General features: G+C 73.0%; 10 protein-coding genes. 1 reads left to right on the plus strand and 9 read right to left on the minus strand.

All coding sequences use genetic code 11. The features are described 5' to 3' along the window. Nucleotides 1-68: 68 nt before the first annotated feature. The 7 genes from CRYAR_RS42605 to CRYAR_RS03115 form a co-directional block, all read right to left on the minus strand. Complete coding sequence (locus CRYAR_RS42605; protein WP_051569670.1) at nucleotides 69-872, minus strand: hypothetical protein; 804 nt, start codon at nucleotides 870-872, stop codon at nucleotides 69-71. Between the two features lie 134 nt (nucleotides 873-1,006). Further along, on the minus strand, nucleotides 1,007-1,549 hold the full coding sequence (locus CRYAR_RS03090; protein ID WP_157017299.1) for a hypothetical protein: 543 nt from the start codon (nucleotides 1,547-1,549) through the stop codon (nucleotides 1,007-1,009). Nucleotides 1,550-1,583: 34 nt separating this feature from the next. Then, on the minus strand, nucleotides 1,584-3,017 hold the full coding sequence (locus tag CRYAR_RS03095) for an HAD-IB family hydrolase (RefSeq protein WP_157017301.1): 1,434 nt from the start codon (nucleotides 3,015-3,017) through the stop codon (nucleotides 1,584-1,586). Further along, entirely contained in the window at nucleotides 3,014-5,311 is a 2,298-nt protein-coding gene (locus CRYAR_RS03100; RefSeq protein ID WP_035848337.1) for a glycerol-3-phosphate 1-O-acyltransferase, read from the minus strand. The genes CRYAR_RS03095 and CRYAR_RS03100 overlap by 4 nt, the downstream gene beginning before the upstream one ends. After that, complete coding sequence (locus CRYAR_RS03105; RefSeq protein ID WP_211247241.1) at nucleotides 5,308-6,759, minus strand: wax ester/triacylglycerol synthase domain-containing protein; 1,452 nt, start codon at nucleotides 6,757-6,759, stop codon at nucleotides 5,308-5,310. Before CRYAR_RS03105 ends, CRYAR_RS03100 begins: the two co-directional genes overlap by 4 nt. Before the next feature lie 17 nt (nucleotides 6,760-6,776). Next, nucleotides 6,777-8,078, minus strand: a complete 1,302-nt coding sequence (locus CRYAR_RS03110; RefSeq protein ID WP_035848341.1) for a hypothetical protein — start codon at nucleotides 8,076-8,078, stop codon at nucleotides 6,777-6,779. A gap of 109 nt (nucleotides 8,079-8,187) precedes the next feature. Continuing rightward, nucleotides 8,188-10,164 carry a UvrD-helicase domain-containing protein gene (locus tag CRYAR_RS03115; protein WP_035848344.1) on the minus strand — a complete coding sequence of 659 codons (1,977 nt, stop codon included), beginning with the start codon at nucleotides 10,162-10,164 and terminating at the stop codon, nucleotides 8,188-8,190. A gap of 75 nt (nucleotides 10,165-10,239) precedes the next feature. On the opposite strand from CRYAR_RS03115, the gene CRYAR_RS03120 reads away from it, so the two are divergent. Next, nucleotides 10,240-12,495: a GmrSD restriction endonuclease domain-containing protein gene (locus tag CRYAR_RS03120; protein WP_035848346.1), complete on the plus strand. Its 2,256-nt coding sequence runs from the start codon at nucleotides 10,240-10,242 to the stop codon at nucleotides 12,493-12,495. On the opposite strand, the gene CRYAR_RS03125 is transcribed toward CRYAR_RS03120, so the two are convergent. Then, on the minus strand, nucleotides 12,486-14,534 hold the full coding sequence (locus CRYAR_RS03125; protein WP_084700005.1) for an MMPL family transporter: 2,049 nt from the start codon (nucleotides 14,532-14,534) through the stop codon (nucleotides 12,486-12,488). The genes CRYAR_RS03120 and CRYAR_RS03125 overlap by 10 nt on opposite strands. Nucleotides 14,535-14,619: 85 nt before the next feature. Beyond that, the gene (locus CRYAR_RS03130; protein ID WP_063725650.1) at nucleotides 14,620-17,781 is read right to left on the minus strand and encodes an AfsR/SARP family transcriptional regulator; all 3,162 of its coding nucleotides are present in this window, start codon (nucleotides 17,779-17,781) and stop codon (nucleotides 14,620-14,622) included. Nucleotides 17,782-17,847: the final 66 nt, after the last annotated feature.

Below are 17,847 nucleotides of genomic sequence, written 5' to 3' on the forward strand. Positions count from 1 at the left end.
TGGGCGCGCTGGGCGAAGCCGGGCCGGGCCGCTTGGAGGGTGGTGCGGGCTGAATCGCCGGGAGTGGGTCACGGGCTGACCAACTGGGCTCGGCCCTCGCGGACCGGGTAGTCGAAGGTGGAGGTCACCACGAGCGGGGCGAGCGTGCCGCTGCTGCCGTCGGAGCCCGACCAGGTGACGGCCCAGGTGACTCCGATCGTCACGCGGTAGTGGGCGTGGGGCTGCGCCGCTGAGGTGCGGCGGTAGGTGTGGCCGCAGTCGGGCGAGCCCGCCGCGCCTCGGTGTGGATCGGTGAGCGGGGTGCCGGGCGTGCGGCACAGCACCGTCGTGCCGTCTCCGGGGTGCCAGACGAGGCGCACGGGAGCCGCGCTGACGGTCGCCGACACCTGGCCGGCGCTGGCCGAGCGGAGGAGTGGAGTGCCGTTCGGGGCCCAGTGCGCCGGGTCGGTCCAGAGCCAGGTGGGGGTGCCGGTGAGACCTCCGATGGTGCCGTCGTCGAAACGGACCCGTGGGCTCAGGGTGGGCGTGGGGAGGGGAAGGGTCAGTCGGCTCCGGGCTTCGAGGGCCAGGGTGGGTGGGCTGTCGCCGGCTGGGGAGGGGACTCCGCCGGCTGCGGCCAGGCAGGCGGTGCCGTATGCGCTGTTTCGTTCGTGGCAGGCGTCCCAGGCTTCCGGGGCGTCCGTGGCGGTCGGCCGGCGGGGTTCGGTCCGGCCCGCCGCACCCGGTCCTTCGTCGCGGACCCTGATGTCCACCGAGCGCCGGTTGTCCCCGGTGACGGTCACCGGTCCGTCGTCACCGCGGGCCGGGACGGCCGGCACCCACGACCCGACCCCCACGAGCACGGCCACGACCCCCGCCACGAGCCGAGCCACGGCTGCATCCGCACGGCGCCGGGGAACGGCCGCACGACGACCGGCCGCGACCACGGACGGGCGCGCGGACCTCTGCGCACGGCACCCGGCGGTGGCTTCGGGGTGCCTGGGCGTGGCCGCTCCGCGTGCGGCGGTCAGCACGTCGCACCCGGGGGATACGTGATCGCGGTGACTCGCCAGACCCGGTCGGCCTCGCGCACCAGGTCGGCGCGCACCGGGTTACGCGGGACGCCTCGCGTGAGGGCCTTCCCGGAGACGGCGTCGGCCACGCCGGAACGGCTGGAATCCAGGCATCCCTCGACCACTGCGCCCGGGCCGTCCACCCGGACCGTCTGCTCCAGCACCACGTCGGTGCCGTAGTTGCGCTGGCGCTTCTCGTCCAGCAGAGCCAAGCTCCGAACCAGATGCGTCAACTCCGGCTCCGCCGTGACCGGAGCGAGCACCGCCCGCCGCCGGGCCGGAGCCGCGGCCGCCGCGGCCGGTAACACCTCACCCCAGAACCGGCGGTATTGGGCGACCACCGCCTCCCCGCACGCACCCGCCCCTTCGTCGGCGCCGCACGAGGCCGGCGGGGCCGACGAAGGGCCAGGCGGAGGCAGCGACCCATAGCTCTCGCCACCGGCGCATGCGCTCAGCGCGACGACGACTCCCGCCGCCGCCACCCGCACCGTCCACATACCTCAACGGTAGCGACGCGACTACTCCCCGCGACTACCTTTCCACAGGCCAATTCCGCAGCGTGGAGTCGAACTGTGCCCGTACCAGGTCCACCAGCTTGTCCACCTCGTCGACCGGCCAGTCCGCGGTTTCGACCGGAGCCAGTACCGCGACGTCGACCGTGCCCGGGTGCACGAGAAGCGAGTCCCGCCACATCAGGTCCCCGGCGTTGCGGATCACGATCGGCACGATCGGCACCCCCGCCTCGACCGCGAGATGGAACCCGCCCTTCTTGAACCGCCCGAGCCGCGGGGTCGGCGACCGGGTGCCCTCGGGCGCGATCGCTATCGACGTCCCGGACCGCAGCTTCGCCACCGCGGGCTCCAACGCGTCCCGGCCCCGCCCGGCCGACCGATCGACGTACGCCACGTCCAGCAGCGCGCCGATGGCGGCGAACCGCGGGTCCGAGCGGGCCTCCCGTTTCACCACCGCGGTGACGTCCCGGCGGATCAGGCTGCCCAGTACGCCTAAATCGAGGCTGCTCTGGTGGTTGAACATGAACACGGCGGGGCGCCGCGCCCACAGGTTTTCTTCGCCGTGGACGTTCACCCGCACCCCGGCCAGCGTCAACGCCAGGTCCGGGCCGATCGAACCGGCCAGGTTGGCGGCCGTGGCCCGGGAACGGCTGAGCAAGCCCACGCCGGCGCTGACCCCCACCGACCCCAGGAGCGCGCCCAACGCGACGCCGGTGCGCACCAGCGCGCCCCCGCTGAACCGGCTCCCCGGCGGGTCGAGGCGCAGGATCGGCCACTCGTGCAGGCGCGCCGCGGCGGGGAGGTCCCCGTCGGGGTTGAGCGCGCACGGATGGCCGGCGAGCGCGAGGAACGGCACGTCCTCGGCGCCGTTGGAGTAGGCATAACTGTCCAGGAGAGAGACGTCGGCCCGCTCCGCGTAGCCCTCCACCGCGCGGGCCTTCGCCGGGCCCCAGAGCGAGCCACCGTCGAGCTCACCGGTGAGCATCCCGTCGCGCACGCCGTGCCGGGTGCAGAGCACCTCGTCGAACTCCAGGTCGTTCGCCACCGGGCAGGCCTGGAACCAGGTCGCCGACGTGGCCATGACGAGCCGGTGCCCGGCCCGCCGGTGCGCCTCCACCAGCAGCCGCGCGCCCGGGTAGACGAGACCGGCGATCTCCTGGCGGAACAGCCGCTCGCCCCACTCCTCGAGGTCCTCCTCCTGGCGTCCGGCCAGGGCGCCGACCGCGAAGGCGGCGAGCGCGTCGAGGTCGGCGCCGCGCAGCCGCATGTCGAGCGCGAGCCCGAGCGTCTGACCGAGCTCGCGCAGCCCGACGTCACGCTTGCGGATCCGGTCGCGGTAGACCGACACCGCGGTGTAGCCGTCGATGAGCGTGCCGTCGAGGTCGAAGAACGCGCCGACGCTCGGGCCCTGGGGCCCGGCGGCGATCGCGGCCAGCCGGTCGGACAGCTTCACGGCCGGGACACCCCGGGGCGCCGAGCGCTCAGCGTGACGGTGGGCGCCACCTGGTCCGGCTCGGCGAGGGCCAGGGCCCGGACCGCGCGGACGCGCCGCACCCACGCCTCGATCTCGGCGGCGAACGCCTCGCGGGCCGTGCGTAGCTCCTCGCGGCCCGGATCGACCAGATCGCGGTTCGCGGCCAGCTTCAGCGCGGTCGCGTACAGCTCACCGGAGATCGACTCGGTGCTCGCCAACTGCTGCTGCATCCGCAGCTGACGGGCGACGTCCAGGCATTCGCGCGTGAACGCCTTGGTCTCCACCGGGGTCCGCGGGTCCCGGGCGGCCAACCGCTGCGCCACCACCCAGTACGCCTCCAGGAACGGCTGCAGCACCCGGTGGGCCAGGTGCACACGCAGCGACCCCAGCAACGTGGCGGCGCCGTCCGGGTCGGAGATCCGCGAGCGCCAGGACGGATCGATCAGCGCCAACTCCCGGTGCAGCTCGGTCCGGAACGCCTCCTTGTCGCTGAAGAAGAACTCGAACTTCAGCAGGTCACGCAGTGCCAGCGCCGCCTGCCAGCCGTACTCCAGCACGTCGTCGGGGGAGGGGGAGGCTTCGGAGACGGCCTGCAGCATCAGCTCGGCCACGGCCCGGGTGATCAGGAAGTGGATCGTGTTGTTCCGGTAGAACGCCGCGACCAGGTGCTGATCCGGCCCCACCCGGTACACCGGCTCGGTGCCCCGGTCGTACCGCTCGACGACACCGGCACTCGCCAGGTCGTCGAGCGTCTGCCGGACGCCGCGTTCGTCGGCCAGCCCCAGCGCGGCGCGGTCCGCCAGTTCGCGCGACGAGAAGTACGCCACCAGCGGGTCGAGCACCGACGCGACCTCGACCACGGTCAGCGCGCGGTCCTCGATGCCGAGCAGCGCCAGCGTCACCAGTGACCGCGGCATCACCGGGCTGGCCTCGTTGATCCGGTGCGAGACCTCGAACGCGGTCTTCTGCACCGCCAGCCGGGTGTCGGGCTCGTCGGCGAGCGCGTCACGCAGCGACAGCGGCTCCCCGAACCGCACCTGGACGACGCCACGCTGGTTGTCCTGCGCCCGGTTGAACCGCAGCAGCCAGGCGAAGCTCTCGGTCGGCTTGGTGCCGCCGTGTGCCTCCTCGGCCATCAGCCCGACCTCGTACAGCTGGTCGTAGCTGAGCGACACCGGCACCAGGTACACGTCCTCGACGCCACTGGAGCGGAACGCCTCGGCCAGATAGGTCAGGAGCCCGTAGCGCGGCGGCCGGAGCTTACCGGTGCGCGAACGCCCACCCTCGATGTACCACTCGAGGTTGAAGCGCTTGGACAGCAGGTAGCCCATGTACTCGCGGAGCACCCAGCGGTACACGGCGTCGTCGGCGATGCTGCGCCGGATGAAGACGTAACCGCTGCGCCGGGTGAGCGGACCGACCGGCCAGAAGTCGATGTTGACGCCGCCCATCACGTGGTTCAGCGGCAGCCCGTGGGCCAGCAGGGCCGGACGCAACACCAGCGGATCGAGGTACGAGCGGTGGCTGGGCAGGAACACCAGCGGGTACTTCTGTCCCAGCGAGCGCAGCGAATCGGCCTTCTGGTCGTCCACCACGAGCTTGTACGCCCGGGCGAAGTAGCGGCCGAGACGGTTCCAGGCGTCGATCGCCCGGCGGCTCTGCGCCGCGACCATCTGGTTCAGCGCGGCCAGTGCCCGCTGCTGCACCTCGTCGACCGGGAGGTCCAACTCGTCGGCCAGCCGTTCGACCCCGGTGCGGAACCGCGGCGACGCGGTGATCTCCTCGACCACGTACCGGGCGACCTTGTACTGGCTGCCGATCAGCGCCCGCTCGGCCCGGTCGAGGGCGAGCACGGCCTGGCGCTCGACGAACCGGCCGAAGCGCTCCCGGCTCCCGGACGACTCCCAGCGCGACCGCAGATCGCCGACCGTCGCGGGTTTCGCGACGAGTACCCGGTAACGATCCGTGCCGCTGCGCATGATCAGCCGCTGGGCGCCGGAGCGGGCCCGGCGGTTGCCCCGGCGGGCGAGGGCCGCCCCCAGCCGGGAGAGCGGCTTCTCGTCGTCGTCCTCCGGGAGCCACACCACCCGTAGCGGCTCGACCAGCAGGTCGTCGGCGTCGGCGAGGAGGTCGTGGAGCCGCTCGTCGGCGAGGTCGACGACCGAGCGACCCCCGTCGTCGTCGCGGCCCTCGAACTGCGTCGTGAGCCAGTTGGCGATGATCTGCCGTTCCTGCGGGGTCTCCGACTGCACCAGGTACAACGTCCCGCTCATCGTCGAGCCCCCCTCTTACGTGGTTTGCGGCGTCCGAGGGCGAGGACTTCGTCCAGCCCCTCGGAGAGGCAGCTCAGGAACAGGTCGGGGTCGGTCACCGCCGCGGTGTCGATCGTGACGCCGATGCAGCACACCCCCGTGTGCGAGACCAGGGTCGCCATCACACCGCACCCCGGGGCCGGTGCGAACGGGAACATCCGGTCGATCCGCGCCCCGGCCATGTATACCGGCACCGGGATCCCGGCCACGTTGCTGGCCTGGAGGTCGATGAGCGACGTCTGCGCGAGGTACCAGCGCGCGACCGCGGCCACCGGCAACCGCGACAGCGCGGGCGCGGCGAGCGACAGGACGTCGGCGGCGGGCTCGGCCCTGGCGTCCAGCACCAGCTCACGGATGCGCCGGATCCGTTCCGCCGGGTCCGTCACCCCGACCGGTGCCGCGAACCGCGCGACCCCGAACCGGTTGCCGCCCATCGAATCCGCCGAGCTCCGCAGGCTGATCGGCATCCCGATCGGGAGCTCGGAGACCGGCGCGTCCAACGCCTCGTGGTAGCGCCGGTAGCCGCCGAGCAGCGCGGCCAGGTACGCGTCGTTGAGCGATCCGTCGGCCGACTTCGCCGCCGCACGCAACTCGTCCACCGTCGCCTCGAGCGTGCCGAACCGCCGGCCCAGCCCACGCGAACGCATCAACGGCGACGGCGGGCAGGCCGGCGGAGCGGCCATCCGCAGCAGCGACTGGGTGAAGTCGATCGCGGCCGCGGGGCTGCGCACGAACTGCAGCCCGGTCCGGACCGAAGCGGTCACCGCCGACGGCAGCGTCCGCACCCGGTCGGTCAGCTGTTCCTGCAGCGCGCCCAGGCCGCTCAGGTGCTCGGGCGGCGGTTCGACGCCGGTCGGTTTGTGCGGCGTCGGCTCCCGGCGACGGCTGTGCAGCAACGTCACCAGCTGCATGCCGCCCATGCCGTCGGTGATGCTGTGGTGGGTCTTGAGCAGGTACACCGCCCGCCCGTCGGCCAGCCCTTCGATCAGCAGCGCCTCCCACGGTGGCCGGGCCCGGTCGAACGGCCGGTCGACGATCGTGCGGCACAGCTCCAACGCGGCCTCGAACGTCCCCGGCTCGGCGAGGCGCACCCGGCGCAGGTGGTAGCCCAGGTCGAACTCCGGATCGACCGACCAGACCGGCTTGCCCAGCTGGAACGGCGGGTCGACGACACGCATCCGGAAGCGGGGGACGATCCCCAGCGCCCACTCGTGGGCGGCGACGAGCCGCTCCCAGTCGGGCGTCGTGTCGAGCACGTCGACCGCGGCGATCGTGGACCGTAACCGCGGCTCGGCGGTTTCCAGCCGCCACATTCCGGCCTCGAAGTCCGACATCGTCCGGCTGGAACCCCAGCCGAGCGTGCCGTAGTCGACATCGACCGCACTCGGCGGGAGTTGGAGCCCGGACACCACACCTCCCGAATTGGTTATTTCGGTCGCGCGCGTCCCACTTTTCCCGCCCCGGATGTGGCGCGCAACACAGTTGACGAGATCGGTGTTCGTTGTGGCCAGCTGTGGAGCTGAGCTGGGCGACTCGTCCGGAGATCGACCGTGTCGGGACAGGTGTTGCGGTGGGCCACCGCGGCGGGCTCGCGGTAGGCCTCCGGGAACTCGTCCAGGATCTCCTCCAACGCGGTCTCCAGCCACGTGATCGCGGCGGCGGAGAGCTCCTGCCGGTGCCCGGCCCAACGGATCCAGGCCGTGAGCACCGCGGGCATCGCGTTCTTCGCCGCCGCGTCGAGCAGCGCGTGGTCGGGGACGTCGACGAGCAGCAGTTCGTCGAGCACGCCCGGACCGACCCTGGCCGGGACGTCGGCGTGCACCAGGGCCCGGTCGATCAGCAGGCGCGCCCACTGCTCGGCCTGGTCGCGGTCGGGCAGCTCGGCGGCCTCCGGCGCGTCGAGGAACTCCGCGATCAGCGCGTCCGGCGACACGGCCCCGCCGAGCGTGCCGGTCTCGATGCTCGGCGGGAGCTGCCGGACCCGGGCCAGCGCCAGCGCCCGGTGGGGGGCGAAATCGTCGTTGACGCGCGGCTCGACCCGTGCGTCGGTGAGCGCGAACGCCCGCTGCAGGCGCCTGCGGGCCACGGCCGGTTCGATCGGCTCGAGGAACGCGACAGGCGTCGCGGCCAGTTCGTACTGCAGGTCGGCGAGGCTGTCGGCGACGGCCTGGGTGAAGAACACGTCCTTCGCGATGCCGCCGAGCGTGTGGTCGACGAGGACCAGCATCGCGTGTTCGGTGCCGCCCCGGCGGAACGCGCAGAGGATCGTCTCCTGATCGCCGAACACGTCGCCGTAGTGCCAGCACTCCCCGGCGGAGACGTCTTCGGACGCCCACGGCGGCGGAGCCACCCCGAGACGTTCGGCGGCCGCGGACGCCGCCCTCCGCATCGGCGAACTCCCGGCCAGCATGCTCAGCACGGTCAGCGCGGCCGTCCCGGCGCGGGGCCCGGCCGCCGGGCTCTCGGCGGCCGCGATCCAGGCGTCCACAAACGTCTCTTCGGCCGCCGGGTCACCGTCGGTGGCCGCCCAGACCGCCCCGAGCACGTCGGAGCACCACAGCTCGGCCTGGATCGGATCGTTCTGCTCGACCAGGTCCGCGGCCTGCTGGAACAACAGCCGGACCAGGTTCTCCGGCAGCGCGTCGGCCGGATGGGTGGCCGGCGGTTCGGCCGGCAGAGTGGCCAGGGAGAGGTGTGACGACTTCCGCCGGCTACTCCGTTGGCTCATGAGCCAAGATCCTTCCACCGATTCGCGCGGTGCGACGACGACGCCCCGGTATCAATTGATAATCCCGGTTTTATCCGAGATTTCGGTACGTCAGTGATACCCAGGCGTATCAGGGAAGGATCGAGCTGGCGGCGCCCCACCAGGACACTCGGAGTACATCACTCGCCCTGGTCGCGGCCACGAACAGCACCGACCGTTCCTGCTGCAGGTCGAGCGCGTAGGCGACCGGGTCGTCGTCCTCCGGGGTGAGCGCGGCCGGATCCGGCAGGGTGCCGCCGTTGACCCCGATCAACGCGACCCGGCGGAACTCCAGGCCCTTCATCCCGTGCATGGTTCCGACGGTCACGCCGGGCACGTCCGCGGCGGCCAGCGCGGACGCGGCGCTGCGCGCGATCGCCGGCGTCCGCGCGGCGACCCCGATCTCCGACCACTCGACGCCGTCCGCGTGCCACTCCCGCACCGTCGTGACCAGACCGTCGAGCTCGGCCGTCGCCGTCGGGTACGCCACCAGTTCGGGCTCCTGGCCGTGCCGCACCGACCGGTAGCCGCGCATCGAGTCGATCCCGCCGTCGAGGTCGTCCGAGTCGGGTTCGGAGAGCACCCGCATCGCCCAGTCGAGGATCTCCGCGGTCGTGCGGTAGTTCACCATCAGCCGCGTCGACCGCCCGCCGACGTCCACCCCGAGCCGGTCGAGCCGCACCCGGTAACCGTGGATGCGCTGGTGCGGGTCCCCGGTGAGGAACAGATCGTCCGGCCCCGGCGCGACCGCGGCACGCAACAGCCGCCACTGCGCCGGGTGCATGTCCTGGACCTCGTCCGCCACCACGTGCGCGAACGGCTTCTCCGCGCGTTCCTGGAGCAACGCGGCGGCCCGGTCGGCGATCGTGAGCGGAGTCCAGACGCCGGTGGCGAGCAGCACCCGGCTGGCTTCGGCCAGCGCGGGCCAGAGCTGCTGCTTCTGGCCGGTGCTCAAGCGCCGGCCCCGGCCCCGCCGGTCGGCCGCGAGGTAACCGTCGAGGTCGGCGACGTCGTGGGCGAACACGACGCTCTCCCACTCGCGGCGGACGAACGCCGGCCCGTACGTGCCGCCGGTGCGCCGTGAGACGTCCGCCCAGAGCCGGGCGTACTCCTCGTCGGTGAGCAGGCGCAGCGCTCCGTAGCGCTCGCTGACCAGTTCGGACGCGAACTGGTTGACGCTCGCGACCCGGACGGCCACCCGGTGCCGCTCGTCGAGGATCTGGGCCAGGTCACGCTCGGCCGCGACGCTCAACTCGTCGGAGAAAGTCACGAACAGCACCGGCGACGCTGGGTCGCGCAGCACGAGGTGGCGGACGCGGTGGAGCGCGGTGACGGTCTTGCCGGTGCCGGGACCACCGAACATCGTGGCCGGTCCGGCGAAACCGGACCGGTAGGCCACGGCTTCCTGCTCCGGGTGCAGGAACGCGCGCTGCCGCGAGGGTGCGATCGAGAGCAGCGTGTCGACGTCGTCGACGAGCGCGATCCGGCCCTGCGAGCGGTGGATCGCCGCGGCCAGATCGTCGGGGTCGAACTCCTGCGCGGCTGCGGCCGGCGGGAGCCCGTCCCCGAGCAGGTGCAGGGTCGCGTACTGCGCCTCGGGCAGGACGCCGGCCAGGTCACGCAGCTGATCGAGCGTGCGGATCGTGCGGGCGACGGCGAGCGTGTCGGGGCTGATGCCCGCACGGCCGAGCTGGGCGTCGCTCAGCCGGGCGAACAGGAGCGCCGGCGCCTCCTCGGCGGCCTTGCGCAGGTCGGGGAGGAGCCGCTCCACCGCGTCGGCGTCGGTGATCTCCAACACGCCCGAGGCGGTGTTGACCGAGAGCACGTGCGACTTCGCCCAGTCCTCGGCGTCCGCGCGGACGCCGAGGAGCAACTGGACGTCGTCCGGAGCCGTGACGACCGCGGAGAGCCGATCGGTGAGCCGAGCGACCTCGATCCGGGGATCCCGAGCGCCCGGGACGGTCCGCGGGGTGAGCTGCGAGAGGGCAGCGCGGACCTGGGCACGTTCGTCCGGTTCGAGTCGGCCGAACTCGCCCAGGAACTCGACGTGTAAGGCCAGCTGTGCCACGAGATGCCTCCATCCGCTCCTTCTGTGCCCAGTCTGATAGACCAGGGGAGCCAGGCGAACACCCGGGGGAGACCGATGGCGAGATTGAGCACGATCCTCGATCAGATCGATGCCGGGTCGATGCTCCTGCCGGAGTTCCAGCGTGGGTACGTGTGGAACCGCGACCAGGTCCGCGGGTTCATGCGGTCGCTGTACCTGGGGTATCCGGTGGGGTCGCTGCTGGTCTGGGAGACCGACACCACCGACAAGGCCGTCCGCGGCGGCCCCGGGGGCGGCGTGCGGCAGCTGCTGCTCGACGGGCAGCAGCGCGTCACGTCGCTGTACGGCGTCACGCGTGGGCGTCCACCGGCGTTCTTCGAGGGCGACCCGGCCGCGTTCACCGGCTTACGCTTCCACGTCGCCGAGGAGTCGTTCGAGTTCTACGCCCCGGTGAAGATGAAGGACGACCCGCTCTGGATCGACGTCACCGAGCTGTTCGTCCACGGCGCGGAACGGCAGATCGAACGGCTCGCGTCCGACGCGAAGAACTGGCAGTACGTCGGCAAGTTGATGAAGCTGCAGAACCTGCTCGAGAAGGACTTCCACGCCGAGCAGATCACCGGGCCCGACAAGACGACCGACGTCGTCGTCGAGATCTTCAACCGGGTCAACTCCGGCGGCACCAAGCTCTCCAAGGGTGACCTGGCGCTGGCGAAGATCTGCGCCGAGTGGTCGGGCGCCCGTCCGACGATGCGCTCGTACCTGCGGCGCTGGGCCGACGAGGGCTACGACTTCAGCCTCGACTGGCTGCTGCGCAACGTCAACGCGGTCGCGACCGGGCGGGCGCCGTTCTCCGCGCTCGACGCCGTCTCGGCCGACGAGTTCGAGCAGGCCCTCACCGACGCCGCCGACCACATCAACCTGACGCTCGACGAGATCGCCTCGCGCCTCGGGCTCGACCACGCCCGGGTGCTGCCGGGCCGTCCGGCGATCGCGGTGCTGTCGCGGCTGCTGTCGGAGAACGGCGGCGAGTTCACCGATCCGTTCGAGCGCGACAAAGCGCTGTACTGGTACGTGCACGCTGCGCTGTCCGGGCGGTTCGCCGGCTCCACCGAGACGTACCTCAACCAGGACCTCGCGACCGTGTCCGGACCGCGCGGCGTCGACGACCTGATCGGCCGGCTGCGGCGGTGGCGCCGGTCGCTCGTCGTGAAGGCCGACGACCTGCAGGGTGCCGGCAAGGGCGCCCGCTACTACCCGCTGGTCTACCTGGTCAGCCGGGTGCTCGGCGCGCGTGACTTCGCGACCGGCGAGACGGTCGGCGATTTCCAGGTGCAGCCGTTGTTCGGCAAGGGCCTGCTGTCCCGCGCCGGGTACCGGCCCGCGGAGATCAACGCGATCGCGAACTACGTGCTGGTGACGCCGGAGTCGGCGGCCGAGGTGGCGCGGCGGCGGCCCGAGGACTACCTGGGCGGGGCCGAGGAGATGTTCCCCGGGCTGCTGGCGTCCCAGTGCCTGCCCGACGACCCTGCGCTGTGGTCGGTGGACCGCTACCGCGACTTCCTGGCGGCGCGGCGGAAGCTGCTCGCCGCGGCCGCCAACGAGTTCCTCGACGGGCTGCACGCCGGGGCCAGGGTCGACGCGCCCCGCCTGCCGCGCGTCGCCGTCCGCTCCGGCGGCGACGACGAGATCGACATCCGCGCCGAGGAGGTGAGCGCCCTGGTGGAGGAGCTGATCCGGCTCGGGCTGGCCGCTCCGGAGCGCGACGCCGAGATCCCCGACCCGGAGACCGGCCGGGCTCTGTCGGTCGCCGAGGCGGTCTGGCCCGACGGCCTGCAGCCGGGCCAGGGTGCCCCGGTCGTGCTCGAACTCGACCCCGACGAGGCCGACCTGCCGCGGATGGCCGAACTCGGCTACGAGGTGTTCACGTCGGTCGAGGCCCTGCGGGGCTACGCGCTGCGCCGCCGCCGGGAGGCCGGCGGCGAGCCTCCGCCGGAGGCACCCGTCTCACCGGCCGTCGGCCGGGTGCCGGTCGCGGCGGCGGCCACCGCGACCGACCCCGAGCAGGAGCTCCACCAGGCGATGGCCGCGATCTACCAGAAGGCCCGCGACGAGACCGGGTACAACGCCACCTACCTGCTGTCGATGCTCGCCGAGGACGGCGCCGTCGAGACCGCGCGGCGCCTGCTGGCCTCGGCCACGGTGAGCACCGGTTTCACCGCGCTGTGGAACAAGGGGCGCCTCGACCTGACCGTCGAGGCACTGGTCCTCGATCCCCGCTTCGCGGGCCTCTTCACCACCGACGAACTCGACATCGCCCGCACCCGGCTGGCCCAGTTCGACTACGCGTGACGGCTGGGCCACCAGAAGCGGCGGCCGGTGTGGAGGGCCAGGGCCGGTACCAGGAGGGAGCGGACGACGAAGGTGTCGATCAGGACACCGACGGCCACGATCACGCCGAGTTGCAGGCTCGGGGTCAGCGGTAGCACGCACAGGGCCGAGAACGTCGCCGCCAGCACCACGCCGGCGCTGGTGATCACGGTCCCGGTGCTCACCAGCGCGCGCGGCACCGAACGCTCCTCGCGGGCCCGGGTCATCAGGAAGATCGTGTAGTCGACGCCCAGCGCCACCAGGAACAGGAACGTCGTCAGCACGATGCTGTACTCCAGCCGCGGATACCCGAGCAGGTGCAGCACCCCGGCCGCCGCGCCCAGCGCCGCCGCGTAGGAGAGCACGACGCTGAGGATCAGCAACAGCGGCGCCACCAGGGCGCGCAGCAGCACGACGAGGATCACGAACACCACGCCGAGGATCAACGGCATGAGCAGGCGGTGGTCCCGGTCGGTCGCCCGTTCGGTGTCGAGCTGGCCGGCGGTCTGGCCGCCCACCAGCGCGCCGGTGCCGTCGACGGCGTCCCGGAGCCGCTCGATCGTGTCCTGGGCGGCTCGGCTGTCGGGCGGGTCGGTGAGCGTGGCCGAGATCAGCGCGGTGTCCCCGGAGACCTGCGGCGCACCGACCGCGGTGACGCCCTCGACACCCCGGGCGGCGGCCGCGGCGTCCGGAGCGCGACCGGCGTCCACGACGATGTCGGCCGGTGCCGAGGTGCCGGCGGGGTAGTGCTCCGCGACCAGGCGTTGACCGGTCACCGAGCCGACCTCGTCGGTGAAGGTCTCGTCCGCGGGGATGCCGAGGCTGAGCGTGCTCGCGCCGACCGCGATCCCGGCCAGGACCACCGCCGTCGAGACCCACACCCGGGCCGGGCGTCGCCCGACGAACCGCGCCACCGCGCTCCACACCCGCGAGTCACCGGTGGTGTCCCCGACCCGGGGCACGAACGGCCAGAACAGCCACCGCCCGCACACCACGAGCAGCGCGGGGAGCAGCGTCACCATCGCGACGAACGCGGCGCCGATGCCCAGCGCCGCGACCGGTCCCAGCGAGCGGGTGCCGTTGAGGTCGGCGAACACCAGGCAGAGCAGGGCGAGCGACACCGTGCCCGCCGACGCCAGGATCGCCGGGAACGACCGGCGCAGTGCGACCGCCATCGCCCGGTGCCGGTCCTCGTGACGACGCAACTCCTCGCGGTAGCGGGAGATCAGCAGCAGCGCGTAGTCGGTACCGGCCCCGAACACCAGGATCGTCAGGACGTTCTGCGCCTGCAGGTCGACGCTCAGCCCGGCGTTCTCGGCCAGCAGGTAGACGACCGCGCTCGCGACCTGGCTCGCGACGGCCACGGTCAGCAGCGGGATCAACCAGAGCACCGGGCTGCGGTAGGTCACCAGCAGCAGGATCGCCACGACCCCGGCGGTGACGAGCACCAGCATGACGTCCATGCCGTCGAACGCGTCGAAGATGTCGCTGTCGGCACCGGCCGAACCGGTGAGCGCGGTGTCCAGGCCCGCGGGTTTGCCGGCGTCCAGCGCGTCGCGGATGTCCGACGTCGCGTCGGACTGTTCGTCGGAGTCGCCACGCAGCGGGAACGACAGCAGCAGCGCCTGGCCGTCCTCGCTCGGCGCGGCGGGCGGAACCGTGCGGTCGATCGCGTACCGCACGAACGACGCCCGGTCCGCCTCCACGGCCGCGCGATCGGCGTCGGTGAGGCCGCCGTCGCGGGCGTAGACGGCCACCGCGACGAGCGCGTCCGCGTTCGGGAACGCCTGCTCGACGCGCTGCTGCGCCCGATAGGCCTCGGACGAGTGCGGTGCCGACGTCAGCGAGTCGTTGTCCTGGACGGTGGTCAGGCTGATCGCCAGCGGTGCCGCGACCCCGGCGAGCACGAGCCAGAACACCAGCACCAGGAACTTCGAGCGCGGCCCGACGAGCCGGCGCCAACCGGGTGGGTCGGGCTCCGCGGTGTGCGTTGCTCCGGATGATTCCAGTCGAGTGGTCATGCGCGGCAGCCTCGCCGCGGCCACGCACGAACGACGCACGCGCCGCTGACGGCGCCCCGCGGGGCGCCGTCAGCGGACGGAAAAATCAGCGACGGCGGCCCTGCCGGCACGTCCCTCCACGACGGACACCTTCGGGTAGCTCACTCGGTGGACGACGCAGGAGTTCGGTCGCCTCGTCCCGGGAGAGCGCCGCACCGAGGCCGTACGCCTGGTCGTACGCGGACGGGCCGAGCGCCTCGCGCGCGGCGTCGGCGGTCGGCGGCAGCCCGGGGAAGCTCGCGACCAGGCCGCCGCGCAACGCCGGAACCAGCCCGAGCAGCGTCGCGGCGGTGGTGGGATCACCCTCGGCCAGCGCGGCCGCGGCCAGCCCTTCCGCGACGTCACCGGCGACCGGCGAGTACGACTGGACGCCGCTGACCAGCGCCGACCGGTGCCGCTCCCGGGCCAGGGCCGGGTCGCCGGTCGCGTACGCCACCCAGCCCAGCCCGATCGTCAGCAGCGCCCGGATCTCGTTCGTGAGGTACCCGGCGCCGGTGAGCTCGGTCAGCCCCTGCTCGTACCGCCGCCGGGCGCCCTCGACGTCGCCTCGCAGCCACCGCACGTGCGCGTGGCCGGCCAGCGCCCGGGCCTGGACGTCGGACGCGCCGGCCCGGCCACCGAGCTCGGCCGCGTGCCGGTACAGCGCGTCGGCGGTGTCCAGGTCACCGAACCGGGCGGCGTTCGTGGCCCGGCGGCAGAACAGGCCGCCGCGGTCCTCGTCGGACTCCAGCTCGACGGCGAGCCGCATCGCCTGCTCGTTCAGCGCGAGGAAACGGTCCTGCTCACCGCGGGCTTCGGCGAGGTCCGCGAGTTCGGTGAGGGCCATCGTCTCGCCCCACCGTTCGCCGATCGCCCGGAACCCGGCCATCGAGGCTTCCAGGCTCACCACGGCCCCGGCGAGGTCCCCGCTGTTCATCGCGCGCATGTAGGCCAGGCCGAACTGCTGCAGCGCCGCGGTCCACGGATCGAGCTCCGAGGCGCGGTACCAGTTCTCCAGCTTGGTGTACTCGCTGTCGGCAGGCGGCCCGGCGCTCAGCGCGGTCAGCGCGTTCAGGAACGGCAGGCGCGGCGGCCGGTACAACTCGTTCGGGTTCGCCGACCAGGCCGCACCGCCGGACGACCAGTTCCCGTCGTGCCCTCCGAGCCGGGCGGAGAGGACACAGATCGCGTGTTCCTCCTCCAGGCCGTGCGGGGGCCGGGGCCCGACCGACTCCAGGAGGTCACGGGCCAGCGCGGCGAATTCGCTGCGCCGGCCTCGGATCCAGGAGTACATCGCGAGCGCGGCGGTCAGGCGCAGCCCGGACGCGGGATCGGCGGTGCCGGACCACCGGGCCGCGGAGTGCAGGTTCTCCCGCTCCCGGTCGAGGACGGCGGCCCACCGCAACTGGTCGGCGGTACGCAGAGCGGCGTCCCCGGTCAGCGCCAGCTCGAGGAAGTACTCGGCGTGGGCCCGGCGCAGCCGCTTGAGTTCCCCGGACTCGGCGAGCCGCTCCTCGCCGAACACCCGGATCGTGTCGAGCATCCGGTACCGGCCGTCGGCGAACTCGACGAGCGACTTGTCGACCAGGCCGGACAGGGAGTCGGCGTCGGTCGGTCCGCACACCTGGTCGATCGCCTCCAGCGTGGCGCCGCCGACGAACACGGTGAGCCGCCGGGCCAGCGTCCGCTCGTCGTCGGCGAGCAGTTCCCAGCTCCACTCGATCGCGGCGCGCAGCGTGCGGTGCCGGGCCGGGGCGGTGCGCTCGCCCCGGTTCAGCAGCCGGAACCGGTCGTCGAGCCGGGACGCCACCTCGCCGAGCGCGAGGCTACGGAGCCGGGCGGCGGCCAGTTCCAGGGCGAGCGGCTGTCCGTCGAGCGTGCGACAGATGCGGAGGACGTCCGGGGCGTTCGTGGCGTCGACCGAGAAACCGGGGAGAGCCGCGGACGCGCGCTCGGCGAACAACCGCACGGCGGGTGCGCCGCGGATCCGCTCCGGCGGATCGCCGTCGGCCGGCAGGCCGAGCGCGCGGACCGGCAGCAGGTGTTCGCCGGTGATGCCGAGCGGTTCGCGGCTGGTGGCCAGCGCACGCAGCGACGGGCAGCGGCGGAGCAGGTGGTCGACGAGCGTGGCGGCGGCGTCGATCAGGTGCTCGCAGTTGTCGACGATCAGCAGGGCCGGTCGGTCGGCGAGCGCGGCGACCAGGCGATCCAGCGGGTTCGCGGCCGGAGACGCCGGCCGCAGACCGCTGTCGCGCAGGCCGAGGGCGTCGAGCACGACCTGTTCGATCTCGGCGCCGGTGGTGACCGTCGCGAGTTCGACCAGATGGCTCTCGGCCGGGTGCCGCTCGGCGGCCTCGATCGCCAGGCGGGTCTTCCCGGCGCCGCCGGGGCCGGTGAGCGTGACCAGGCGCTGAGTACCAAGCAGGTCGGCGAGGCGGGCCAGCTCGTGCTCCCGGCCGACGAAGCTGGTGAGCTGAGCGGGCAGCCGCCGGGGTGCCTGCGCGCGCGGTTCCGGCCGGCGCAGCAGGGCCAGGTGCGCTTCGCGGAGCTCGGCCGAGGGGTCGACGCCCAGCTCGTCGGCGAGCGTCCGGCGGGCGTCCTCGAAGGCGAGCAGGGCGGCGGCGCTGTGGCCGGTCGTGTGCAGCGCCCGCATCAGGTGGACCCGGAACGACTCGCGCAGCGGGTGTTCGGCCACCAGCGCCCGCACCTCGGCGACCAGGTCGTCGGAGGCGTGGCCGAGCTCGAGGCGGGCGGCGATGCGGGCGTCGAGCGCGGACAGCCGGGCGTCGTCCAGTTCGGCGGCGGCGGCCCGGATCAGCGTGGTGTCGCCGGCGTCGGCGAGCGCAGGACCGCGCCAGAGGCCGAGCGCTTCGTCGAGCAGCGCCACCGGGTCGGCGACGCGCGCGGCCTCGGCGACCAGACGACGGAACCGATGGGCGTCGACGTGGTCGGGGTCGACGGCCAGCCGGTAACCGGCGGGGTGGAACTCGACGACCGCGGCGCCGCCGAGCAGCTGGCGGAGCCGGGAGACCTGCGACTGCAGCGCGTTCGTCGCGCCCGCCGGAGGAGCGTCACCGTAGACACCGTCGATCAGGCGCTGGGCCGGGACGATCCGGCCGGCCTCGGTGAGTAACACGGCGAGCGCGGCACGCAGCCGGGAACCGCCGACGGGAACCGTTCGCCCGTCGGCCGTCTCGACCTGGATCGGCCCCAGGATCCTGAACCGCACGCCCGCGATTGTTCCGTAAGGCGGTCAAATTCGGCGGGCGGTGGGAAACGGGTGAAACGAAAGTGC

The sequence above is a fragment of the Cryptosporangium arvum DSM 44712 genome, assembly GCF_000585375.1.
Taxonomy (GTDB): Bacteria; Actinomycetota; Actinomycetes; order Mycobacteriales; family Cryptosporangiaceae; genus Cryptosporangium; species Cryptosporangium arvum.

Coding starts and splice junctions, on each gene's coding strand:
- CRYAR_RS03090 (WP_157017299.1), bottom strand. CDS start 1,549: ATGTGGACGGTGCGGGTGGCGGCGGCGGGAGTCGTCGTCGCGCTGAGC.
- CRYAR_RS03120 (WP_035848346.1), top strand. CDS start 10,240: ATGGCGAGATTGAGCACGATCCTCGATCAGATCGATGCCGGGTCGATG.
- CRYAR_RS03125 (WP_084700005.1), bottom strand. CDS start 14,534: ATGACCACTCGACTGGAATCATCCGGAGCAACGCACACCGCGGAGCCC.
- CRYAR_RS03100 (WP_035848337.1), bottom strand. CDS start 5,311: ATGAGCGGGACGTTGTACCTGGTGCAGTCGGAGACCCCGCAGGAACGG.
- CRYAR_RS03110 (WP_035848341.1), bottom strand. CDS start 8,078: ATGAGCCAACGGAGTAGCCGGCGGAAGTCGTCACACCTCTCCCTGGCC.